The organism is Aquabacterium sp. NJ1 (assembly GCF_000768065.1).
GTDB lineage: Bacteria > Pseudomonadota > Gammaproteobacteria > Burkholderiales > Burkholderiaceae_C > Aquabacterium.
Window position 1 is genome coordinate 4,616,141 of the sequence record NZ_JRKM01000001.1, and the last position, 21,210, is coordinate 4,637,350.

A 21,210-nucleotide genomic window follows, 5' to 3' on the forward strand; every position below is an offset into this window, starting at 1 on the left:
CGCCTCATCCTGTCGCCTGTCAGTGTCAATTTGTACAGTTCCTCTATCCCGGAGACACGAGGAGAGAGTTACAACATGGCAAAACATCCTGAAGCCCAGCACCCGATCATCCCCCGCGAGAAGCTGGATTTTGGTTTCGACAAGAGCATCCCCAAGTACTGGTTTGGGGGTGATGCTTTCAAGTCGCGCTTCTTTGACGCGCTGTCGGTGATCTTTCCCCCGGGCGAGAAGTTCTTCATGACTTCGGTGCGGGACTTCCGCGATCGCGTCAACGACCCCAAGCTGCTGCAGGACATCAAGGACTTCAACCGCCAGGAAGGCCAGCACACCCTGGTGCACAACCAGTACAACGATCACCTCAAGGATCAGGGCATCGACGTCGACTACCTGATCGACTGGCTCAACAAGCTGCTGTTCGACACCTACCGCAGCCGCTACAGCCGCGAATACACCCTGGGCATCACCTCGGCGTTGGAGCATTTCACCGCCCTGGGCGCCCATGCCTTGTTCGACAAGCGCGACGTGCTCAAGCAAGCCCACCCCAAGGTGCGCGCCATGTACGCCTGGCACGCCATCGAGGAAGTCGAGCACAAGGGCGTGGCTTACGACGTGATGGTCGATTACGCCAAGGTGGGCTACGCCCTGCGCATCTGGACGCTGCTGCACACCACCGTGATCTTCCCCCTGGTGATCTTCAAGTTCCTGAACTTCATGCTCAAGCAGGACGGGTTCAGCTGGTGGCAACGCGTGAAGCTCAATGCCGGCGGCATCTGGTGGTTGCTCAAGCCGGGTGGTTTTGTGGGCCCGCTCTACAGCCACTACTTCCTGTACTACAAGCCCGGTTACCACCCCTGGGACGAGACCGATCAGCCGGGCTACGAGGAGTGGCTGCAGGCGTTCGACCTGCATCGGGACCCGGTGGAAGCCAGTGAATTGATGCGCGCAGCGATGGCGCGTTGATATTTATTGCATTGACTGCCCTGTAGTTGGTTAGACTTCGGCACACTCCATGGGGGTGTGCCGATTTCGTTTATGCGTATTCCACTGCCACCACAAGCTGTCCTCGAGGCGATGGGCATCAAGCCCATTCCCTTGTTCATGTTGTCCGCCTGGATCAAGGCGGCTGCCAAATGCGGTTTCAATGTCCAGCCCCTGTTCAAGGAGGCCGGCATCAAGATCGACCTGATCCGACTGGAAGATGCCCGCGTCTCGCCTCTGCAGTTGATTTCGCTGCTGGAGCAATGCGTGGCCATGTCCCCGCCGGACAAGCACTTTCCGCTGGTGCTGGGCGACACCTTCGCCTTCGAGTCGCTGCCTGAATTCGAAACCCTGCTGACCACCAGCCCCACCTTGCGCGAGGCCTTGCGCGTGGCGGATCTGGCGCGGCGCATGGTCTTGCCCTGGTTGACGCTGGAGGTCAAGGAAGAGGGTGACCTGGCCAAGGTCATCGTGGGCTTTGATGTGCCCATTCCCAATCTGGCCGGCTACGGGCTGCCCTTGAGTCTGGTGTCCCAAGCCATCCTGGCGTGCATCCGCAAATTCGGCCGCACGCTGCAAGGCTCCGAGCAAGGCTTTGTGGGCGTGACCATGCAATGCCCACCGCCGCCTAATGCGGCGCAGTTCGAGCCCTTCTTTGGCGTGCCGGTCACCTTCAATGCGCCGCAGGACGCGTTGGTGTTTGAGCGCCGCATCCTGGACCAACCGCTGGAAGGTGCCTTCCCGGCCTTGCACGAGCAGGCGCACTTCCTGGCCGAGCAACGCCTGGGCAAGGAGGCGCGCCGCCAGGGTGTGGCCGCCGAGATCGAAGAGTTCATCACCCGCGACCCGAGCTTGCTCGCGCTGGGCGTGGAGGACATGGCCGACCGGCTCAACCTGCACCCCCGCACCCTGCAGCGCCGCCTGAAGGACGAGGGCGACAGCTACCTCCACGTGCAGGCGCGCATGCGCCACCGCCTGGCCTGCCAATGGCTGCGCCAGGGCGACGTGTCCATCGACGACATCAGCGCTCGCCTGGGCTTCTCGGATCGTCGAGCGTTCACCGCCGCGTTCAAGCGCTGGGAGGGGACCACACCCAGTGCCTGGCGGGAGCAGCAGGCTTGATTCTGTGCAGATGTGCTGTTTGACTTTCTAGAAAGTCAAATTGATGAGTTGACTGACATAAGGGGCCAGGTAATGGCCCCTTATTCTTGCTGCTCGCGGGTAAATGCTTGCCACAAAAGGGTTATGCCCTTCATTTTGATCAAGAAAATGTCGCGATTTCATCCTCCCGGATGACGTGCAATATTGCCTATCCAGGCCCCAGCCCATAGTCTGAACTGACTCGGACGCATCTCCGGGTTGCTGCAACAAGCGGGTTAATTTATTGATTACGAATGTTGTCAGATATGTTGTCGATGCTGGAACACAGGCTTGCTCACCATGCTTCAATCGCTGACCACCTCATCTGTTCCGTTGCCCGCGTTGGGCAGCTGGCGCCAGGCTGCCAACGTGTGCGGCTTCACCATCGAGCCGGTGTTTCGTGACGCCGGCATCGTGGCGAGCGAGACCCAGGCGCCCATGAGGGTGCCGCCCTTGAACCTGTTCAAGGCCTTCTCGATGTGCGTGGAACGCGCCAAGGGCCATCACTTCCCGTTTGCCCTGGGTGATTCCTTCGTCTTCGAACACTTCGCCGAGTTCGACGCCTTCATCGCCTCTTGCTCCACGCTGCGCGAGATGCTGGAGCTGGCGAGTTGGGCGCGAGAGCTGCTGGCTCCGTGGATGATCATCCACCTTGATGAGTTCGGTTCCGAGGCACATCTGCGCGTCGAAATGGCGGTGCCGGACCCCGATCCCCGCGCCCTTTGCCATGTGCGTGAAGTGGCCCTGTCGGCCATCAACCAGCTGATCCGCCGCGCCACCAAAGGCTCGCGCTGGCTGCTGTCGGTGCGCGTGGCCAGCACACCTCCCAGCCATCAACAGCAGTTCACCCAGCACTTTGGCGTGCCGGTGTTCTTTGGCGAGGCCGCCGACGCACTGGTGATGGACCGCCGCTGGCTGGACATGCCGCTCAACGCCTTCGTGCCCGAGGCGCACAACCAGGCTCGCATGATGATCGAGCGCCGCATGAGCCGGGAAGTGGGCGAGCGCCGCCTGGTCGAAGAGGTGCGCTGGGCGCTGGAGCGCCGCCCCGAGTTGCTGCGTGATGGCCTGGAGGCCACGGCCGCCGCGCTGGCGCTGCACCCGCGCACCCTGCAGCGCCGCCTGCAGGCCGAGGGCATCAAGTACGTGGACATCCAGTCCCAGGCCAAATGCCAGCGCGCGCAGACCATGCTCAAGCGCCGCGCCATCAGCATGGAGTCCATCAGCATGGAGCTGGGCTTCTCGGACCGCCGTGCCTTCACCTTCGCCTTCAAGCGCTGGACGGGCCTGTCGCCCAGCGCCTATCGCGACCAACTGGGGCAGAACAGCCGTTGAGCCCGCGCAGCATGGGCAGACCCTGATAGAGTCCGGCCCATGTCAGAACGTTCAGATCTTCAAGGCCGGCGCATCGTGCTGGGCCTGACGGGCGGGATCGCCTGCTACAAATCGGCCGAACTGGTGCGCCTGCTGACCAAGGCGGGCGCCACCGTGCAGGTGGTCATGACCGAGGCGGCCGAGGCCTTCATCACGCCGGTCACCATGCAGGCCTTGTCGGGCCGCGCGGTGGTGACCAGCCAGTGGGACGCTCGCGAACCCAACAACATGGCCCACATCAACCTCGGTCGAGAGGCCGATGCCGTGATGGTGGCGCCCGCCAGTGCCGACTTCATCGCCAAGCTGGCGCAAGGCCGGGCTGACGAGCTGCTCAGCCTGCTGTGCCTGGCGCGCCCGCGCGAGCGCTGCCCCTTGCTGGTGGCGCCGGCCATGAACCGCGAGATGTGGTCGCACCCGGCCACGCAACGCAATGTGGCCACGCTGGCGCAAGACGGCACGCTGATCCTCGGTCCCGGTTGCGGTGACCAGGCCTGCGGTGAAGTGGGCGACGGCCGCATGCTGGAGCCCACAGAGTTGCTCGACGAGCTGATCGCCTTCTTCCAGCCCAAGGTGCTGGCCGGCCGCCGCTTGCTGATCACGGCGGGCCCCACCTTCGAGCCCATCGACCCGGTGCGCGGCATCACCAACCATTCCAGCGGCAAGATGGGCTTCGCCCTGGCGCGCGCCGCGGTGGAAGCGGGCGCCGATGTGACCCTGGTGGCTGGCCCGGTGCACCTGTCCACGCCTCGCGGCGTCAAGCGCCAGAACGTGATGACGGCCGCCCAGATGTACGACGCCGTGGTGCCTTGCGCAGCCGATCACGATGTGTTCATCGCCACGGCTGCCGTGGCCGATTGGCGCCCCGCCAGCCTGAGCGAGCACAAGATCAAGAAGGAGGGCAAGAAGGTTGCGCCCACCTTCGAGCTGACTGAGAACCCCGACATCCTGGCCGCCGTGGCCGCTTTGCCCAAGCCACCTTATTGCGTGGGCTTTGCGGCCGAGAGCGAGAACCTGCTCGCGCACGCCCGCGCCAAGCTGCTGCGCAAGCGCATCCCGCTGATCATCGGCAACCTTGGGCCGGCCACTTTTGGCCGTGATGACAACGCCTTGCTGGTCGTGGACGCCCAGTCAGACCACGCGCTGCCAGCCGATGGTCGCCCCACCGACAAACTCACCCTGGCCCGCGCCCTGATGCAGGAGCTGGCCAACCGTCTTCAAGCAGTTCAAGCATGACCACCGTTGATATCCGTGTTCTCGACCCCCGTATGGCCGACAGCCTGCCCGCGTATGCCACGCCGGGCAGCGCAGGGCTGGATCTGCGTGCCTGCCTCGATGAACCTCTGGTGCTGGAGCCTGGGCAGGCTCAGTTGATCCCCACGGGCCTGGCCATGCACCTGGGTGACCCCGGGCTGGCCGCCATGATCCTGCCGCGTTCGGGCCTGGGCCACAAACATGGCATCGTGCTGGGCAATCTGGTCGGCCTGATCGATTCGGATTACCAGGGGCCCCTGATGGTCAGTTGCTGGAACCGTGGCAACACCGCCTTCACCGTGCAGCCCATGGAGCGCATCGCCCAGCTGGTGATCGTGCCGGTGGTGCAGGCTCAATTCCGCCAGGTTGACAGCTTCGAGGCCTCGCACCGGGGCGAGGGCGGTTTCGGGTCTACAGGTCGCGGCTGACCTGGCCTGGTCATGAGCCGCAGGCAGGCTCTGCACCGCGCCTCAGCGAGGCTGCTGTGCGGCCTCAGTGCAGGGTCTCGTCAGGCGGTGCCGACTGCATCAGGCTGAAAGGCGAGTCCGCCACCGAACCTTGCTCGACTTCCTCTTCGGTTGCCGGGCGCACGTCGCACACCTTCAAGGCCAGGCGCAGCGCCAGCCCTGCGAGCGGGTGGTTGCCGTCCAGCACCACGTGCGTTTCGTACACCTCGGTGACCGTGTAGATCGCGTCCTGAGGCAGATCAGGCGTGGTCGAGCCTTCAGGTGGACCTTCGAACTGCATGCCTTCCGACACTTCGGGCGGGAAGATGTCGCGGGTCTCGAAGAACACCAGCTCGGCGTCGTAATCGCCAAAGGCTTGTTCGGGCTCCAGGTACAGATTGGCTTCAAAGCCTTCGCTCTGGCCCAGCAGGGTTTCTTCCACTTTGGGCAACAGGTCTTCGCCGCCCAGCAGGAACTCCATCGGTTGGGTCAGTTCGTCTATCAATTGGCCCTGGGCGTCTTCCAGACGCCACATCAGGCTCACGACGCAAGGTGAGGAAATGATCATGCCGCGATCATCTCACGCCCGCGCCTCGTTGAGCCTGATCAGGGGTGGCCGGCCCGCGTTGGTCGCACAATGGCGGCATGAAAGCCTCCAAGACATCCGCACCGTCCTTGCCGCTGGACATCGACCAGATCACCCCTTTGCTCGGGGGCATCTCGCCAGCGACCTTCATGCGCAAGTACTGGCAGAAAAAGCCATTGCTGATCCGCCAGGCCATGCCCGGTGTGAAGCCGCCCATCGAGCGCAGCAAGCTGTTTGCCCTGGCCGAGAGCGACGAGGTGGAGTCCCGCCTGATCGTGCAGACCGCAGCGGAGGGCGCCAAAGCCAAGAAGCCTAAAAAGGCGGATGCCGGTTGGCGCCTGTCACACGGCCCGCTGAGCCGCCGCAGCCTGCCACCCATGACCCAGCCCGGCTGGACCTTGCTGGTGCAGGGGCTGGATCTGCATGTACCTGCTGCGTATGACCTGCTGCAGCAGTTCCGCTTCGTGCCCGATGCGCGCCTGGATGACCTGATGATTTCCTACGCCACGGACGGCGGCGGGGTGGGGCCGCATTTCGACTCCTACGACGTCTTCCTGTTGCAGGTGCACGGCCAGCGCCGCTGGCGCATCGGGCAGTTGAGCGACCCCACGCTGCAGGCCGACGTGCCCTTGAAGATCCTCACCAACTTCGTGCCTGAGCACGAGTGGGTGCTGGAGCCCGGTGACATGCTGTACCTGCCGCCGAAATGGGCGCATGACGGCATCGCGCAAGGCGAGTGCATGACCTGCTCCATCGGCTTTCGCGTGCCGGAAGAGACCGAGCTGGCGCGCGAGGTGCTGGTGCGCCTGGTCGAGGCTCTGGAGTGCCCGGCGCAGCCCCATCTGTACAAGGACCCCAGGCAGCCTGCCACGGCCACGCCTGGCCTGATCCCGGAGGCCTTGCAGGCCTTTGCCGCTGAAGCCATCGCCAAGGCCTTGAAGGACCCGGCTGCCTTGCGTTCAGCCCTGGGTGAGGTGCTGACCGAGCCCAAGCCGCGTGTGTGGTTCCATGCCAGCGAGCCTTTGCCGCAAGGGGTGGGGGTTCGGCTCGATCCGCGTACGCGCATGGTTTACGATGAAAAGCGGGTGTTCGCCAATGGCGAGTCCTGGGTGGCGGCGGGCAAGGATGCGCGCCATTTGCGCCAGTTGGCCGACCGCCGCCAGTTGTCTGCGGCCGACGTGGCCAAAGCCAGCCCGGCCTTGCGCGAGTTGCTGGACCAATGGGCTGAGGACGGCTGGCTGCATCCCTTGCCTTGAATGAAAGGGTTTTGCCATGGATCAGGTTTCCGTGACACAGCAGGACGGCGAGCAGTCCGGTCAGATCAGCAGCTGGCGAGACTTTCAGGACCGCTTCCGTGCGGCGATGGCCATGGCGGCGACCCTGGCCTGCGATCTGACCATGGTGGACACTGACTTTGTTCACTGGCCTTTGGGTGAGCGCAGCGTCATGGAAGCCTTGCACCAGTGGTCTTTGCTCGCAAAAGGCACGCATTGCCAGCTTTTGGCAGCACATTACGAGGCGTTTCCAAGGCAGCACCCTCGCTGGGTGGCCTGGCGGGGCACCTGGGCCCACCGTGTCAAATGCTGGGAGGCGCCTGACGAGCTGGCTGCCGGGCTGGTGCCCATGCTGGTCGTGCACGATTGCATCGGCCTGCGCCTGAACGAGCCCCTTCACGGCGCCGGCATCTGGACGCGGGACAAAGGGGTTTTGCGGACATGGTTGAGTGAGGTTGACGTAAATTTGCAACGCTCGCACGAGGCGATGCCTCCCACGACCCTGGGGCTATAGGGAATAGCCTTATACGACGTATAATCGTTGGCTGAATGTGGAGCAACGCCAGTTGCGATGCATCCTTTGCCCTTGTCTCGTATTGCTATGGGACTGTGGGCTCTGCACATAGTTCCAAGACCACGGTTTTATTGACACTCCTTTTGAGGACACAAGCATGAAAAAGTCGCTCCTGCTGGCTTCGCTGATCGCTGCTATGGCTCTGACCGCTTGCGGCAAAAAAGAAGAAGCTCCCGCTGCTGCTGAAGCCGCTTCCGCTGCTTCCGAAGTCGCACCTGCTGCTTCTGAAGCTGCTGCTCCCGCCGCTTCGGCTGCTTCTGAAGCTGCTTCGGCCGCTCCTGAAGCCGCTTCTGCTGCTGCCAGCGCTGCCTCGAACTAATTCCAGTTCGATGGTACAAAAAGCCGCTCTTCGGAGCGGCTTTTTTTCGTCCATATTTGGCGTAAATAACTGAGCGCCAGGATATTCAGGCGAAAAAAATCCCGGCTGGATTGGCCGGGATCCTGTGCGCGTCAAAGCGTGCTGTATCAGCTCAGTTCATCCAGCAGTTGCTTGGCAATGCGCTTGGCCGTGTTGGACGTCGTGGGTTGACCGTTGTCCTTCAGCACACTGACCAGGCTGCTCTTGCCCTGGCCCTGCACTTGAACGCGGTAGTGGCTCAGGCCGTCCTGGTTTTCAGCCTTGGCGCCAAACAGGCGGGCGAAGAAGCCTGGCTTGCTGGCTTCCGGGTCGCCGTCAGACAGGCGCACCTCGAACGAACCTTGTTTGCGGTCACGGTTCTCAACGGTGAAGCCGCTGCGATCCAGGGCCAGGCCCACGCGGCGCCAGGCGGTGTCGTAGTCGGCATCCACCGTCAGGGACAGGCCGTCAGCGTTCATGCGCGCCTGGCTGGCGACTGCAGGCGTGGCCGCCACTGGCTTGTCTGCCTTGGCTGCGGCTGCCGCTTCCTTGGGGGCGCCCAGCTTGAGCATCAGCCGTGACAACATTTCCGCTTCCAGGCCGGGGTCGCTAGGGCGAACGCGCCAGGTCGTGTGATCCTTCTTGGCGTCTTCGTACTCTTCAACCAGGCCTTTGTGGCTGATGTACACCTCGCAGCCCGTGGTCGTGCGCTCGATGCGGGTGCGGTACTGGTCGCGCTCGCCGGTGTCGTACAGCATGTCAAACACGCGACCCAGGGCCTTGCGCACCGTGCCGTCTTGCGGCACCTTGGCTCGGTTTTCAGACCAGTTGGTTTCCATCAGGCCCACATCGGGCTGATCGGTGGTGAGCTCGAAACCCATGTCGGCCCAGAAGCTGCGGACCTGGCCCCAGATCTGTTCGGGCGGCAGGTTGACGGCCAGCCAGCGCATCTGGCCTTGGCGTTCCAGGGTCACGCCGTTGCCCTTGCTGGGGGCCACGTTGCTGACGCTGGCATCAGGCTTGTCGCTGGCGCGCTGCAGGCTGGACGCGCTCACCACGGGCGCTGGCGCCTGGCCAAAGCGCGTCTGGCCGGGCAGCTGGCTCAGGTCGGGCGGCACGTCCAGGCGCACGCTCTGCGTGCCGGTGGTGCGGTAGTCGACCTTGTCGCCCGCCAGCGTGTCACTGATGGAGGAGCAGCCGGAGGTGACGAGCGTGGAGGCCAGCGCTGCACTCAGAACGAGGGTGGTCTGGTGACGTTGTTTGATCGACATGGGTAATGAGGTTCTGCTCCCGGCGCGAGCCGGGCGCGGTGTCGTAAGAGCCAAGTTTGTGTCAGAGCACGCCGGCGTCGCGCAAGGCGGCTTCGACCACCGTCTGGGCAGATTCGCTCAGCGGTGTCAGCGGCAGGCGCAGCGTACCACCAACCTTGCCCATGCGAGCCAGGGCCCATTTCACCGGGATCGGGTTGGGCTCGACGAACAGGTGCTTGTGCAGCGGCAGCAGCTTCATGTGCAGCTCGACCGCGGCCTTGGCATCCTGGGCCATGGCGGCCTTGCACAGGTCGGCCATGCCACGTGGTGCCACGTTGGCCGTCACGCTGATGTTGCCGTGCCCACCGAGCAGCATCAGGGCCACGGCGGTGGGGTCGTCACCGGAGTAGATCGAGAAGCCCTTGGGGGCTTGCTTGATCAGCCAGGCGGCGCGCTCGAGGTTGCCGGTGGCTTCCTTGACACCGATCACGCCGGGCAGCTGGGCCAGGCGCAGGGTGGTTTCAGGCAGCATGTCGGCCACGGTGCGGCCGGGCACGTTGTAGAGCACCACAGGGATGTCCACCGCTTCGACGATGGCCTTGAAGTGCTGGTAGATGCCTTCTTGCGTGGGCTTGTTGTAGTAGGGCACGACCTGCAGGGTGCAGTCGGCGCCGACCTTCTTGGCGTACTCGCTGAGCTCGATGGCTTCTTGTGTGGAGTTGGCACCCGCACCAGCCATGATGGGCACGCGCCCGGCGGCCTGTTCGACCGCTACGCGGATGATTTCGCGGTGCTCTTCGACGTTCACGGTGGGCGATTCGCCCGTGGTGCCGACCACGCCGATGCAGTTGGTGCCCTCGGCGATGTGCCATTCAATCAGTTTGCGCAGCGTGTCGTAGTCGACGCTGCCGTCTGCATGCATGGGCGTGACCAACGCAACGATGCTGCCAAAAATTGGTTTCATGCTGATTCCTTTGATCCCGAGATTCTACCGGCCATGACACATGCCTTGATCCCGGTGCGCTTTCAGTGAAAGCCCCAGATGCGACAACGGATGAGCGGGCAATCTGGTTGTCAGGACAGCAAAGCTCAATGAGGGCGCACTTCGCGCTTGAGGGCCGCCATGGCCAGCTTGTCGACCAGCTTGGGTGCAAGCAGCTTCATCCATCGGCTGAGCTTGCCCTTGGTGGACATCACGATGTCGCGCTCGCGCCGTGCCATGCCAACACGGATCAGGTGTGCGCAGGCCTCGACCGTCATGGCGCCGGACTCGTCCAGGCCACTCTTGCCAGCGGCCTGCCCGTGGGCATCGAAGCCTCGGTAGCGGATCTCGGTGGCGACCACGCCGGGGTAAGCGATGGTGACCGACACCCCGTACGGCGCCATTTCAACGCGCAGGGCCTCGAAGAAGCCTGTCATGGCGAACTTGGTTGAGCTGTAGGCTGTGCGCCCGGGGACCCCCACCAGCCCGGCCAGGCTGGAGACGGCCACGATGCGCCCCTGGCTTGCCTGGATGTAGGGCAGGGCAGCATGGGTGCACCAGGCGCTGCCCCACAGGTTGATGCGCATGAGTTGCTCGTACCAGGCCATGTCGGTGACCTCGCTGAGTTGTGCGTGCGCGGACATGCCTGCGTTGTTGACCAGCGTGTCGATGCGGCCGAACTGGGCAATGGTTTCGGCGATCAGGGCGCGGCAGTCAGCCTCCTGGCCGACGTCGGTCGGGCGCACCAGGACCTTGCTGCCGTGCGTGCGGCATTGCTGGGCGACCTGCTCCAGCTTGTCCTTGCTTCTGGCTGCCAGAACCAGCGCGACATGGCTGCCGCTTTCTTGAGCAAGCTGGCGGGCGAGTTCCGCGCCAATGCCATCGGATGCGCCCGTGATGATCACCACTTTTGTCGACATATCAGAAACAACTCCAGATGCGCGTGGCCAGGTCGAAGGCCAGTTCGGGGCGCCAATATAAACAGAACACGGCGCCCAGGGCTGACAAGATCGCGACAATCAGCGCGATTTGTCGCCAGCGGGTACGCACTGTCATGCAGCTACCACCTTGCGAGTCAGTGGCGTGCGTTGTTCCTGAATCGGCAGGTTGATTGTGGCGGCCAGCAAGCCCAAGGCGATGGCCAGCCACCAGACGACCTGGTAGCTGCCGGTGAAGTCATACAGGCGCCCGGCCAGCCAGACACCCAGGAATGAGCCGATCTGATGGGAGAAGAACACCACACCGCCCAGCATGGACAGGTGTTTGATGCCATGCATCTGCGCCACGATGGCGTTGGTCGGCGGGACGGTCGAGAGCCAGAGCGTGCCCATGGCGGCGGCAAACAGGCCGACGCTCCAGGTGGACAGCGGTGCCAGGATGAAGGCCAGCATGGCCATGGCGCGCAGGAAGTAGATGCTCGACAGGATCCAGTTCTTGCGTAGACGGGCACCAAGTGCGCCCGCTGCATAGCTGCCCAGCACGTTGAAAAGGCCGATCAAGGCCAGGGCGGTGGTGGCGGCCTGGGGTGGCAACTGGTGGTCCTTCAGGTAACTGGGCAGGTGCACGCCGATGAAGGCCAGCTGGAAGCCGCACACGAAGTAGCCGGCGGTCAGCAGCAAGTAATCGCGGTGTTGGAACGCTTCGGCCAGGGCCTGCAAGGCGCCGGGTGAGGCATCGGTTGCAGAAGACGCGGATGTGGATGTGGGCTCACCCGCCTGTGCCGAAAACCGCGCTTCCCGCAATCCGAAAGCCAGTGGCCCGATGACCAGCGCCGTGGCGGCCAGCATCAGCAGCGCCGAGGACCAGTCCATGTTGTGCAGCAGAAAGCTGGCAACCGGCACCATCAGGAACTGGCCAAACGAGCCCGCTGCTGCCGTGATGCCCATGGCCGACGAGCGCTGCAAGGCCGTGACATTGCGCCCGACCACGCCAAAGATCACGGTGTAGGTGCTACAGGCCTGCGCCAACCCGATGAGCACACCGGTGGTCAGGATGAAGCCGCCGTGGTGGCTGGCGGTGGCCATGCCGACCAGGCCCAGGGCATACAGCAGGGCGCCAGCCCAGAGCACCTTGAACGCGCCACTGCGGTCGGCCCACCAGCCAATCACCGGGCCCGAAGCGCCCCACACCAGGTTCTGGATGGCCATGGCCATCGAGTAATCCTCTCGCGTCCAGCCATGGGCCATGGTGATGGGCTGCAGCCACAGGCCAAAGCTGTGCCGAATGCCCATGGACATGGTCACGATCAGCGCGCCGCACAAAAGCAATTGCCCCATCGGAATGGGGCGGTCAGAAGACGCCAACTGAGTCATGCCAGTTTCAATGGTGGGAAGGGGAGCACACACGCAAGCATGCCCCAACCCCCATCCCAGCGACCACCGCGGATCCGGCTTCGCCGGTCCGCTGGTGGTGCCCCCTTGAGGGGGCGCGCGCAGCGCGTAGGGGGTGGGCTAGACCTGCATGTTCATGATATCCGTGTACGCCTGCACAAGCTTGTTGCGTACCTGGACAGCAGATTGGAAGCCGAGTTGGGCCTTCTGCATGGCGACCATGGTTTCTTCCAGGCTGACAGTGGGGTTATCAAACTGGACTTCGCGCTGCATGGTCGCGGCCGTGGCCTGCGATTGGCTGATCGCGTTCAGCGCGCTGCTGAAACTGGTCTGGAAACTGGGTTTGTCGATGCCGGATGCCTGGCCGGTGGCCTCGGCGCGGGTCTTGGCTTCCACCCGCCGGGCGACGTCGGCCATGCCGGCCCGGGCGGCGGCTTGCGCGAAATCGAAGGGCTTGAGTTTCAGGTCCATGATGCCGATAAGTCCTGACAGGGCGTGATCCAGTTCACCACGATCTGGACTCTACCCACCCTTTGGCGGCGCCATGCTTGAAAGAGGGCGGCATTTGGCTGGCTGTTTCCGGCACTTTTACCCGGCCAGACTCCGAATAATGAGGTCGTTACGACGGGTTTGCGGCATCGTATTGTTTCGATGCGCGGCCCAACGCCTCGACCGCCCATGGAAGTCACTGTCGCTCAACCCACTCCTGTTGCTGTCGCCTCACCTGGCATGGTGATCGACCCAGCTCAGCCTCCTGGATTCGTCCAGCGGGTCATGGCCCTGCCGATGCAGCGCAAGCTGATGTTGGCCGGTGGTATTGCCGCGATCTTCGCCATTTTCCTGGCGATGATGGTGTGGGGGCGCGAAGGTGATTACCGCGTGCTGTACGCCAACCTGTCCGACAAGGACGGCGGCGCGATCCTGACTCAGCTGCAGCAGATGCAGGTGCCCTACAAGATGGCCGATGGTGGCGGCGCCATCCTGGTGCCGGCCGACAAGGTGCATGACGTGCGCCTGAAGCTGGCCTCGGCCGGTTTGCCCAAGGGCTCGGTGGTCGGCTTCGAGCTGATGGAAAACCAGAAGTTCGGCGTGACCCAATTTCAAGAGCGCCTGAACTTCCAGCGCGGCCTGGAAGGCGAGCTGACGCGCTCCATTCAATCCCTGGCCAGCGTGCAAAGTGCCCGCGTGCACCTGGCGCTGCCCAATCAGAACGGTTTCTTTCGCGAACAGCAAAAGGCCTCCGCCTCGGTGGTGCTGACCTTGTACCCTGGCCGCACCCTGGACCGCGGCCAGATCGCCGGCATCGTGCACCTGGTGTCGTCCAGCGTGCCGGAAATGTCGCCCAAGGCCGTGAGCATCGTGGACCAGAGCGGTTCGCTGTTGTCCGGCCCGCAAGAGGGCGCTGATCAAAGCGGCCTGGACGCGCAGCAGCTGCAGTACGTGCGCCAGATCGAATCGAGCTACACCCAGCGCATCCGCGACATCCTGGAGCCGGTGGTGGGCAAGGACAATCTGCGTGCCCAGGTGAACGCCGAGCTGGATTTCTCGCAGGTGGAATCCACCGCAGAAGAGTACAAGCCCAACCAGGGGCAGCAGGCTTCGGCATCCATTCGCAGCCAGCAGACCACCGAGCAGATCGGGCAGGGCAGTGCCACGCCTTCCGGCGTACCCGGCGCGGCCAGCAACCAGCCCCCTGTGCCCGCGACGGCACCGGTCAATGGCGCCTCCCAGCCTCTGCAGGCCGCACAAGGTGGCACCACGGGGGGCAACAGCCGCCGTGAAGCCGTGACCAACTACGAGGTGGACAAGACCGTGCGGGTGACGCGCAACGCCTCGGGCGGCATCAAGCGCCTGAACGCCGCTGTGGTGATCAACAACCGCACGGTGACCGATGCCAAGGGCAAGACCACCACCCAGCCGCTCAAGCAGGAAGAGCTGGACCAACTGACCGCCCTGGTGCGCGAGACCATCGGCTTTGATGAAAAGCGCGGTGATTCGGTCAAGGTGATCAACGCGCCGTTCCAGGTGACCAAGGAAGAACCGGACAACACGCCGCTGTGGAAACAGCCCGAGACGGTGGACATGATCCGCACGCTGGCCGTGCCGGGCGCGCTGACGCTGGCTGCGCTGATCGTGGTGTTTGGCGCGATCCGCCCGGCCATCAAGGCGGCCCAACCGGTGGTCACGCCTGAAGAGGAAGCCCGCCTGCAAAAGCTCAGCGCTGTGGTGGACGACGCCGAAGAGCTGCCCGTGACGAACCAGGCTGGCCACATGCCCCGACTGGAGGCACCCGCCACAGACGAGCGTCTGGACGCTGCCCGCCAGTTCGCCCGCGACAACCCGATGGCCATGGCCAACGTGGTGCGCGGCTGGATGAACAACTGACCGAGGACTGAGAGCCATGGACGACAAAGGTCTCGAAGACGCCGCCATCCTGCTGATGTCACTGGGTGAGGAAGAGGCGTCCGAGGTGTTCAAGCACCTGGAGCCCAAGGAAGTCCAGTGCCTGGGCGAGACCATTGCCAAGATGAAGACGATCAACAAGGATCGCATCGGCAATGTGCTGGACCGTTTCTCCAAGGAGTCGACCGAGATGGGCATGCTGGTGCCCGATACGGACGAGTACATCAAGGCCGTGTTGCGCAAGGCGCTGGGCGATGAGAAGGCCAATCTGCTGATCGACCGGATCATCCAGGGCAGCGACGTCACCGGCATCGAAAGCCTGAAGTGGATGGACCCGGGCTCTGTGGCCGAACTGCTGCGCAACGAGCACCCGCAGATCGTGGCGGCCATCCTGGTCCACCTGGATCCGGACCAGTCTTCGTCGGTGCTGAAGTGTTTCTCTGATCGCCACCGCAACGAGGTGATGGTGCGCATCGCCACGCTGGACGGCATCCAGCCTTCGGCCTTGAAGGACCTCAATGAGGTGCTGTCGCGCGTGCTGGCCGGTGGCACGCAGCTGCGCAAGGCCTCGCTGGGTGGCGCCAAGCCCGCTGCGGAAATCATCAACCTGATGGGCTCCAGCCACGAGACCTCTATCCTGGATTACATCCGCGAGGCCGACGGCGATCTGGCGCAGAAGATCATGGACAACATGTTCACCTTCGACGACCTGATCAAGCTGGACGACAAGGGCTTCCAGGCCCTGCTCAAGGAAGTGCAGACCGAATCGCTCATCATCGCGCTCAAGGGTGGTTCGCCCGAGATCCGCGAGAAGGTGTTCAAGAACATGTCCAGCCGTGCGGCCGAAACGCTGCGCGAGGACCTCGAATCCCGCGGCCCGGTCAAGCTGTCCGAAGTGGAAGCCGAGCAGAAGGAACTGCTGAAGATCGTGAGACGCCTGGCCGACGAAGGCCAGATCACGCTGGCCAGCGGAGGCGACGATGAATACGTCTAAGCCGGGCAACCCGCCTGGCGGCGCTCAGCCAAATGGCAACGGCAGCAACGGCAGCAACAGCACGTCGGCGCCCAATTCGTACACGCGTTTCATCCCTCGCGAAGAGCTGGGTGCCTTCTCGGCCTGGGCGCCGGAAACCTTCGAGCAGCCTGCCAGGCCCGCCAATGGCGAAGAGGGGGGGGTGCGCAAGCCCACGCTGGCCGAGCGCGCCGCCGCCGAGATGCGCCCGCCCAATATGAAGGCCAATGGCGCCCGGCATGCGCCGCAAGCCACGGGTGGCGCTGCTCCTGCCGCATCAGCTGCGGCCAAACCTGCTCAAGCCAAGCCAGCTGCTGCCAAACGACCGATCGTGGGCGGCGTGCCCGGCGAAACCCCGACTGAAGCGCCCAGCAAGGCCGCCGAGGCGCCCCCCGCACCGCCTGCACCAGACGTGGAAGAGTTGGTGCGCGAGGCCCGCCAGACGGGTTACCAGGATGGCTACCGCAATGGCCTGGCCGCCCTGGAGAGCTACAAACAGACCCAGGCTGCCCAGATGGCCGCCTACATGAGTGACCAGGTTGGCGTGCTCGCTTCGGATTTCCACCAGCGGCTGGAGTCGCTGGAGCAGCAACTGGCTGGCCGCATTGCTGGCGTGGCGCTGGAGCTGGCGCGCCAGGTGGTGCGCAGCGAGCTCAAGCAGAACCCGGAAGTGGTGGTGGACGTGGCCGAGCAGGCGCTGACGACCTTGCTGGCTTCGGCCCGCCAGATCGTGCTGCGGCTGAATCCGGACGACCACGCCATGGCGCAAGCGCAGCTGACGGATGTGCTGGCCGCGCGTGGTGCCCGCATGGTGCCTGATGCCAGCATCACCCGCGGTGGTTGCGTGGTGGAGTCGGACATTGCCGTGGTGGATGCCTCGGTGGAGGCCCGTTGGGACCGCGCAGCGGCTTCCCTGGGGCACAACGCCCCCTGGAACGATGGCAAGGAAGCGCTCGGTTCGACCGAAGTCCGCTTGCCAGAAGGGGCGGATGAGTTGGATGATTGGCCTGAGAGCGAAGCCGAAGTGTCGGCTGCGCCGCGTGGGGAGGGTGAAGTATGAACATGCCCATTCGCGTCAACCACGATGTGGCCATGGACCGCTGGAACCGGTTCCTGGACGACCTCGATGCCTGCGCCGGCGCGCGGCTGCCGCTGGAGAACCAGGGCAAGCTGGTCCGGGTGGCCGGCCTGGTGCTGGAAGCTGCGGGTTTGCGCCTGCCGGTGGGGGCTGTGTGCGAAATCCACTCCGAAACCCGCCTGGAATCGACGCCCGTGCTGGCCGAAGTGGTCGGTTTTGCCGGTGACCGTGCCTACCTCATGCCCACGGCTGAAGTGCACGGTCTTTCCAGCGGCGCCCGCGTGGTGCCGCGCACGATCCCGATCAACCCGCCGATCCTGGGCCGCCCCAATCACCCATGGCGCCGCAGCGAAGACCGCACCCGTCATCTGCCCGTCGGCAGTGGCCTGCTGGGCCGCGTGGTGAATGCCCAAGGTGAACCACTGGACCGCAAGGGCCCGTTGCAGCACGTGCGCAGCGAGCCACTGGCGCGCCGCCCCATCAACGCCATGGAGCGCGACCCGGTGCGCCAGCCGCTGGACACCGGCGTGCGCGCCATCAATTCGATGCTCACCGTGGGCCGTGGCCAGCGGATTGGCCTGTTTGCCGGCTCCGGCGTGGGTAAATCCGTGCTGTTGGGTATGATGGCGCGCTACACCCAGGCCGACGTCATCGTCGTGGGCCTGATCGGCGAACGGGGCCGTGAAGTCAAGGAATTCATCGAAGACATCCTGGGCGAAGAGGGCCTGGCCCGCTCGGTCGTGGTGGCGGCACCTGCTGATGCGCCGCCGCTGACCCGCATGCAGGGCGCCAGCTACGCCACGGCCGTGGCCGAGCATTTCCGCGATCAGGGCCTGCACGTGCTGCTGTTGATGGATTCGCTCACCCGCTACGCCATGGCACAGCGTGAAATTGCCCTGGCCATTGGCGAGCCACCTGCCACCAAGGGCTACCCGCCATCGTGTTTTGCCAAGCTGCCCCAACTGGTGGAGCGCAGCGGCAACGGCCTCAACGGCCACGGCTCGATCACGGCGTTCTACACCGTGCTGTCTGAAGGCGATGACCAGCAGGACCCGATTGCCGACGCGGCCCGCGCCATCCTGGATGGCCACATCGTGCTGTCACGCGAGCTGGCCGAATCGGGCCACTTCCCGGCCATTGACATCGAGCGATCTGCCTCCCGTGTGATGCACAACGTGGCGGACAGCCACCACATCGACGATGCCCGCCGTTTCCGCCAACTGTGGTCGCGCTACAGCAAGGCGCGTGATCTGATCCAGCTGGGCGCCTACACCCCGGGTGGCGATCATGACCTGGATCTGGCCGTCAAGCTGCACCCGCACATGGTCAACCTGCTGCAGCAGGACATGCACACGCCTTCGCACATGCATGACAGCGTGGCGGAGCTGCACCAGATCGTTTCCGGTTGATGTTGTCTGAGTAGTCAAGCCCGACAGGGCAGGGGACCCATTTCATGAGCGCCAATTCATCGCTGATGGTTGTACTGGAATCTGCGGAGAAGGCTCGGGACGAGGCTGTGGCCGAACTCGAAGGCGGCAAAAGGGCTTATGAAGCGGCCCGCCAACAGGCGCAGTCCTTGTCAGACTGGCGTCGCGAATACCAGCAACGCTGGCAGGCTCAATTTCGCCAGACGGGTGGAATGGAGATCATGCGGTGTTATCAGGACTTCATGCAGCGATTGGCCGAGGCCGTTTCGGATCAGGATAAGAGGGTAGAGCAGGCTCGCCTGTACATGGACCGTTGCCGTGCTCTGCTGATAGAGCGCGAGCGCAAGGTGGCTGCGGTGGCGCAATTGATGGACAGAAGGCTTGCCGAACTGCAGACGAAGCAGAACCGGCAGGAGCAGAAAGCCACCGATGAAATCGCTTCGCGCGCAGGCCGGATGAGTCAGGGGCTGGGCGCAGGCAGCAACCCGCTGGCGTCCGGTTCGCTTGGATGACGGCCGGGCTGGACCGGGTCATCAGATAAGGATCACATCATGGCTACACCGATCAAATCGACGACAAACTCGGGCATGAACCCCGGTGTGAACGGCGTGTCTCCCGCCATCAGCGATCTGCTGGCGCGTTTCGGCACGCAGGGCGGCGATGGCCAGAGCCAGCAGATGGCGTTTGCCCAGTGGATGGACAAACACACCGTGACCGCCAGTGACGCGCCTAAAAAAGCCCATACCGAGCCGGCCAAGGCGCCTTCTGCACAGCCCAATGCGAACGCACGAGCTGCGGAGCAGGCCCTGGCTCGCCAGCGCCAGCAAGCGATGCTGGCCAACAAGTCCGTTGAGAACAAACCTGCCGAGCAGACGGCTCAACAGGCGGACGATGACGCCGACAAGGTTGACAGCCGCCCCGCCAGCACGACGCGCAAGGACGCTGCCGGCAACAAGGCCGCCAAGGCAGGCGACAAGGTTGACAAGAAGGATGATGCCGACAAGGACGATCAGGACGAAGTGAAGTTCAGCACGGCCACCGGTGATGGGGCTGCTGTAGTGCGTGAACTCACACCGCCCGCCACGATTCAGGCGGGTGACGCCGCCGGCATGATGGCCTGGCTGGCCAGCCTGACCCACGGTGACCTGGCCCATGGCAAGGCCGTGGCGGGCGACGTACAGGGCGACGCTTCGGGTACGAGCACCGCACAACTGCAGGGCACGGATGGCCATGCGCAGGACGCCGCCTTGCTGGACCCCAAAGCCGCGGGCGCACAAGGTGCCATTGCCCTGGACAACCCCTTGTGGCAAAGCGCCAGCAGCACCGCCAGCCTGCAGGTTGACGCCCTGTTGGGGCAGTCGGGCCGGGCGCAAGAGAGCAAGGTGGACGTGGACCCGTTGGCCGGCCTGGTGGCTGGCGGCGGCATCAAAGGCGCGGGCTTTGGCACCAGCGAGGCCGGCAACGTGGCGCGCCATGAATCCGCCACGCTGAGCACCCCGCTGGATTCGCCCGATTTCGCCCAGGCACTGGCCGACAAGGTCAGCATGTGGGTGGGTTCGGCCAAGGACGATGGCTCGATGACGGCCGAGTTGCACCTCAACCCGGCAGACATGGGACCGATCAACGTGAAAATTTCACTCGATGGCCAAACGGCGCAGGTGGATTTCGCCGCCGCGGCGTTAGAAACGAGAAAGGCCATCGAAGCCAGCCTCCCGATGCTGTCGAGCGCCCTGAGTGACGTCGGGTTGAACATGACCGGCGGTGATGTTTCCTCGCAGACATCGCAGCAGCAGTTCGACCAGAACTTTGCCCAGGCACAAGGCGGTAACGGTCGCGGAACCGGTGCGTCCGGCCGTGATGATGCCGATACGGGCGTAGAGCCCGCCAGCATGCGAGCGGTTGCCGCACCTCGTCCTGGCCGCCTGGGCGGTCTGGACCTCTACGCCTGAGCCTTGCCCGAGCCTCTCAAGAGGCCCGCACAGGCCGCCGCCGGGAATCAAGCGACTTTCCCATCGTTTATTGATCCATTGCGACGGCGCTGACTTCGAATAATCCTCACATGGCAGCGGCACTTTTTGGCGCCCTGTCATGAACACCAGGAGATACACGAATGTCAGCTGCCCCCGCCGCCCCGGCCGAAGGCGAAGCCCCCAAGAAGGGCCCCAAGAAGCTCATCATCATCATTGCTGCCGTCGTCCTGCTCCTGGTTCTGGGCGGAGGCGGGGCCTTCTTCATCATGAAGAAAAAGGCTGCCGAGGCCGAAGCCGCCGCCGCGGCTGCGGACGAAGAAGATGGTGGTGATGGCGCCAGTCCCGCCAAGGAAGCCAAGAAGGCCGAACACGGCAAGGGCGATCACGGCACGCCGCCCGCTTTTGTGCCGCTGGAACCCTTCATCGTCAACCTGTCCGACCGCGACTCCGAGCGTTTTGCCCAGATCGGCATCACCTTGCAGGTTGAAGACCCGCACATGGCTGACGAGATGAAGGCCTATATGCCGGCCATCCGCAACGCCATCTTGCTGATCCTGTCGCACAAATCGTCTGACGAGTTGCTGAGCTCCGAGGGCAAGCTGAAGCTGGCACAAGAAATCCGCCGCGAAGCGGCACGCGCCATGGGGTACGAGGTCGCCGAGCCCGAAGAAGAGGACCCGGCTGCCGCCGACGACGAAGCCCCCAAGAAAAAGAAGAAGAAAAAGAAGAAGGCCGAGCCTTACAACCCGATTGTTCAAGTGCATTACTCGAACTTCATCATCCAGTGATGTCCAGCTG

The 21,210-nt window shown here is 64.0% G+C and carries 22 protein-coding genes; 15 read left to right on the top strand and 7 right to left on the bottom strand.

Annotated elements, in window-relative coordinates; all coding sequences use genetic code 11:
* The first annotated feature begins 75 nt into the window (after positions 1-75).
* The 5 genes from JY96_RS19905 (at position 76) to dut (ending at position 5,171) form a co-directional block, all read left to right on the top strand.
* On the top strand, positions 76-960 hold the full coding sequence (locus JY96_RS19905; RefSeq protein ID WP_035040053.1) for a metal-dependent hydrolase: 885 nt from the start codon (positions 76-78) through the stop codon (positions 958-960).
* 72 nt (positions 961-1,032) lie between these two features.
* Positions 1,033-2,100 carry an AraC family transcriptional regulator gene (locus JY96_RS19910; RefSeq protein ID WP_081961476.1) on the top strand — a complete coding sequence of 356 codons (1,068 nt, stop codon included), beginning with the start codon at positions 1,033-1,035 and terminating at the stop codon, positions 2,098-2,100.
* Positions 2,101-2,418: 318 nt separating this feature from the next.
* The gene (locus JY96_RS19915; protein ID WP_152606593.1) at positions 2,419-3,453 is read left to right on the top strand and encodes an AraC family transcriptional regulator; all 1,035 of its coding nucleotides are present in this window, start codon (positions 2,419-2,421) and stop codon (positions 3,451-3,453) included.
* A 39-nt stretch (positions 3,454-3,492) separates the two neighbouring features.
* The gene (gene coaBC / locus JY96_RS19920) at positions 3,493-4,725 is read left to right on the top strand and encodes a bifunctional phosphopantothenoylcysteine decarboxylase/phosphopantothenate--cysteine ligase CoaBC (RefSeq protein ID WP_035040061.1); all 1,233 of its coding nucleotides are present in this window, start codon (positions 3,493-3,495) and stop codon (positions 4,723-4,725) included.
* Positions 4,722-5,171, top strand: a complete 450-nt coding sequence (gene dut, locus JY96_RS19925; protein WP_035040064.1) for a dUTP diphosphatase — start codon at positions 4,722-4,724, stop codon at positions 5,169-5,171. The genes coaBC and dut overlap by 4 nt, the downstream gene beginning before the upstream one ends.
* Before the next feature lie 64 nt (positions 5,172-5,235).
* On the opposite strand, the gene JY96_RS19930 is transcribed toward dut, so the two are convergent.
* Positions 5,236-5,757 (bottom strand): peptidylprolyl isomerase, encoded by a 522-nt coding sequence (locus JY96_RS19930; RefSeq protein ID WP_035040068.1) that lies wholly within the window; start codon positions 5,755-5,757, stop codon positions 5,236-5,238.
* 77 nt (positions 5,758-5,834) lie between these two features.
* On the opposite strand from JY96_RS19930, the gene JY96_RS19935 reads away from it, so the two are divergent.
* The 3 genes from JY96_RS19935 to JY96_RS22985 all read left to right on the top strand — a co-directional run bounded on the left by JY96_RS19935 (position 5,835) and on the right by JY96_RS22985 (position 7,942).
* Positions 5,835-7,031 (top strand): JmjC domain-containing protein, encoded by a 1,197-nt coding sequence (locus JY96_RS19935; RefSeq protein WP_235333994.1) that lies wholly within the window; start codon positions 5,835-5,837, stop codon positions 7,029-7,031.
* Positions 7,032-7,047: 16 nt separating this feature from the next.
* On the top strand, positions 7,048-7,563 hold the full coding sequence (locus JY96_RS22585; protein ID WP_052162787.1) for a hypothetical protein: 516 nt from the start codon (positions 7,048-7,050) through the stop codon (positions 7,561-7,563).
* 157 nt (positions 7,564-7,720) lie between these two features.
* A complete protein-coding gene (locus JY96_RS22985; RefSeq protein ID WP_035040070.1) occupies positions 7,721-7,942 on the top strand; it encodes a hypothetical protein in 222 nt (73 codons plus the stop codon).
* A gap of 146 nt (positions 7,943-8,088) precedes the next feature.
* On the opposite strand, the gene bamC is transcribed toward JY96_RS22985, so the two are convergent.
* The 6 genes from bamC to fliE all read right to left on the bottom strand — a co-directional run bounded on the left by bamC (position 8,089) and on the right by fliE (position 12,993).
* A complete protein-coding gene (gene bamC / locus JY96_RS19950; protein WP_035040072.1) occupies positions 8,089-9,231 on the bottom strand; it encodes an outer membrane protein assembly factor BamC in 1,143 nt (380 codons plus the stop codon).
* A gap of 61 nt (positions 9,232-9,292) precedes the next feature.
* The gene (gene dapA, locus JY96_RS19955; protein WP_035040075.1) at positions 9,293-10,174 is read right to left on the bottom strand and encodes a 4-hydroxy-tetrahydrodipicolinate synthase; all 882 of its coding nucleotides are present in this window, start codon (positions 10,172-10,174) and stop codon (positions 9,293-9,295) included.
* 125 nt (positions 10,175-10,299) lie between these two features.
* On the bottom strand, positions 10,300-11,112 hold the full coding sequence (locus JY96_RS19960; protein ID WP_035040078.1) for an SDR family oxidoreductase: 813 nt from the start codon (positions 11,110-11,112) through the stop codon (positions 10,300-10,302).
* Position 11,113: 1 nt separating this feature from the next.
* Positions 11,114-11,248 carry a hypothetical protein gene (locus JY96_RS24170; RefSeq protein ID WP_255352706.1) on the bottom strand — a complete coding sequence of 45 codons (135 nt, stop codon included), beginning with the start codon at positions 11,246-11,248 and terminating at the stop codon, positions 11,114-11,116.
* Complete coding sequence (locus tag JY96_RS19965; RefSeq protein WP_235333995.1) at positions 11,245-12,504, bottom strand: MFS transporter; 1,260 nt, start codon at positions 12,502-12,504, stop codon at positions 11,245-11,247. The genes JY96_RS24170 and JY96_RS19965 overlap by 4 nt, the downstream gene beginning before the upstream one ends.
* 138 nt (positions 12,505-12,642) lie before the next feature.
* Positions 12,643-12,993: a flagellar hook-basal body complex protein FliE gene (gene fliE, locus JY96_RS19970; RefSeq protein WP_035040083.1), complete on the bottom strand. Its 351-nt coding sequence runs from the start codon at positions 12,991-12,993 to the stop codon at positions 12,643-12,645.
* A 303-nt stretch (positions 12,994-13,296) separates the two neighbouring features.
* On the opposite strand from fliE, the gene fliF reads away from it, so the two are divergent.
* From fliF to fliL, 7 genes are all read left to right on the top strand, one after another.
* Positions 13,297-14,907, top strand: coding sequence for a flagellar basal-body MS-ring/collar protein FliF (fliF, locus tag JY96_RS19975; protein ID WP_235333996.1), 1,611 nt, complete (start codon positions 13,297-13,299; stop codon positions 14,905-14,907).
* A 16-nt stretch (positions 14,908-14,923) separates the two neighbouring features.
* A complete protein-coding gene (fliG, locus tag JY96_RS19980; protein WP_035040088.1) occupies positions 14,924-15,919 on the top strand; it encodes a flagellar motor switch protein FliG in 996 nt (331 codons plus the stop codon).
* Positions 15,906-16,997 carry a FliH/SctL family protein gene (locus tag JY96_RS22595; protein ID WP_052162789.1) on the top strand — a complete coding sequence of 364 codons (1,092 nt, stop codon included), beginning with the start codon at positions 15,906-15,908 and terminating at the stop codon, positions 16,995-16,997. Before fliG ends, JY96_RS22595 begins: the two co-directional genes overlap by 14 nt.
* Complete coding sequence (gene fliI / locus JY96_RS19990) at positions 16,994-18,424, top strand: flagellar protein export ATPase FliI (protein ID WP_369796180.1); 1,431 nt, start codon at positions 16,994-16,996, stop codon at positions 18,422-18,424. Before JY96_RS22595 ends, fliI begins: the two co-directional genes overlap by 4 nt.
* 44 nt (positions 18,425-18,468) lie before the next feature.
* Positions 18,469-18,954, top strand: coding sequence for a flagellar export protein FliJ (gene fliJ, locus JY96_RS19995; RefSeq protein ID WP_081961480.1), 486 nt, complete (start codon positions 18,469-18,471; stop codon positions 18,952-18,954).
* Between the two features lie 39 nt (positions 18,955-18,993).
* Positions 18,994-20,391, top strand: a complete 1,398-nt coding sequence (locus tag JY96_RS20000) for a flagellar hook-length control protein FliK (RefSeq protein ID WP_081961482.1) — start codon at positions 18,994-18,996, stop codon at positions 20,389-20,391.
* 161 nt (positions 20,392-20,552) lie between these two features.
* The gene (gene fliL / locus JY96_RS20005; protein ID WP_035040094.1) at positions 20,553-21,200 is read left to right on the top strand and encodes a flagellar basal body-associated protein FliL; all 648 of its coding nucleotides are present in this window, start codon (positions 20,553-20,555) and stop codon (positions 21,198-21,200) included.
* Positions 21,201-21,210 lie beyond the last annotated feature (10 nt).

What these genes read in the sequence shown, in the direction of transcription:
- JY96_RS19905 (WP_035040053.1), top strand. Translation starts at nt 76, where the DNA reads ATGGCAAAACATCCTGAAGCCCAGCACCCGATCATCCCCCGCGAGAAG.
- JY96_RS19910 (WP_081961476.1), top strand. Translation starts at nt 1,033, where the DNA reads ATGCGTATTCCACTGCCACCACAAGCTGTCCTCGAGGCGATGGGCATC.
- JY96_RS19915 (WP_152606593.1), top strand. Translation starts at nt 2,419, where the DNA reads ATGCTTCAATCGCTGACCACCTCATCTGTTCCGTTGCCCGCGTTGGGC.
- coaBC (WP_035040061.1), top strand. Translation starts at nt 3,493, where the DNA reads ATGTCAGAACGTTCAGATCTTCAAGGCCGGCGCATCGTGCTGGGCCTG.
- dut (WP_035040064.1), top strand. Translation starts at nt 4,722, where the DNA reads ATGACCACCGTTGATATCCGTGTTCTCGACCCCCGTATGGCCGACAGC.
- JY96_RS19930 (WP_035040068.1), bottom strand. Translation starts at nt 5,757, where the DNA reads ATGATCATTTCCTCACCTTGCGTCGTGAGCCTGATGTGGCGTCTGGAA.
- JY96_RS19935 (WP_235333994.1), top strand. Translation starts at nt 5,835, where the DNA reads ATGAAAGCCTCCAAGACATCCGCACCGTCCTTGCCGCTGGACATCGAC.
- JY96_RS22585 (WP_052162787.1), top strand. Translation starts at nt 7,048, where the DNA reads ATGGATCAGGTTTCCGTGACACAGCAGGACGGCGAGCAGTCCGGTCAG.
- JY96_RS22985 (WP_035040070.1), top strand. Translation starts at nt 7,721, where the DNA reads ATGAAAAAGTCGCTCCTGCTGGCTTCGCTGATCGCTGCTATGGCTCTG.
- bamC (WP_035040072.1), bottom strand. Translation starts at nt 9,231, where the DNA reads ATGTCGATCAAACAACGTCACCAGACCACCCTCGTTCTGAGTGCAGCG.
- dapA (WP_035040075.1), bottom strand. Translation starts at nt 10,174, where the DNA reads ATGAAACCAATTTTTGGCAGCATCGTTGCGTTGGTCACGCCCATGCAT.
- JY96_RS19960 (WP_035040078.1), bottom strand. Translation starts at nt 11,112, where the DNA reads ATGTCGACAAAAGTGGTGATCATCACGGGCGCATCCGATGGCATTGGC.
- JY96_RS24170 (WP_255352706.1), bottom strand. Translation starts at nt 11,248, where the DNA reads ATGACAGTGCGTACCCGCTGGCGACAAATCGCGCTGATTGTCGCGATC.
- JY96_RS19965 (WP_235333995.1), bottom strand. Translation starts at nt 12,504, where the DNA reads ATGACTCAGTTGGCGTCTTCTGACCGCCCCATTCCGATGGGGCAATTG.
- fliE (WP_035040083.1), bottom strand. Translation starts at nt 12,993, where the DNA reads ATGGACCTGAAACTCAAGCCCTTCGATTTCGCGCAAGCCGCCGCCCGG.
- fliF (WP_235333996.1), top strand. Translation starts at nt 13,297, where the DNA reads ATGGCCCTGCCGATGCAGCGCAAGCTGATGTTGGCCGGTGGTATTGCC.
- fliG (WP_035040088.1), top strand. Translation starts at nt 14,924, where the DNA reads ATGGACGACAAAGGTCTCGAAGACGCCGCCATCCTGCTGATGTCACTG.
- JY96_RS22595 (WP_052162789.1), top strand. Translation starts at nt 15,906, where the DNA reads ATGAATACGTCTAAGCCGGGCAACCCGCCTGGCGGCGCTCAGCCAAAT.
- fliI (WP_369796180.1), top strand. Translation starts at nt 16,994, where the DNA reads ATGAACATGCCCATTCGCGTCAACCACGATGTGGCCATGGACCGCTGG.
- fliJ (WP_081961480.1), top strand. Translation starts at nt 18,469, where the DNA reads ATGAGCGCCAATTCATCGCTGATGGTTGTACTGGAATCTGCGGAGAAG.
- JY96_RS20000 (WP_081961482.1), top strand. Translation starts at nt 18,994, where the DNA reads ATGGCTACACCGATCAAATCGACGACAAACTCGGGCATGAACCCCGGT.
- fliL (WP_035040094.1), top strand. Translation starts at nt 20,553, where the DNA reads ATGTCAGCTGCCCCCGCCGCCCCGGCCGAAGGCGAAGCCCCCAAGAAG.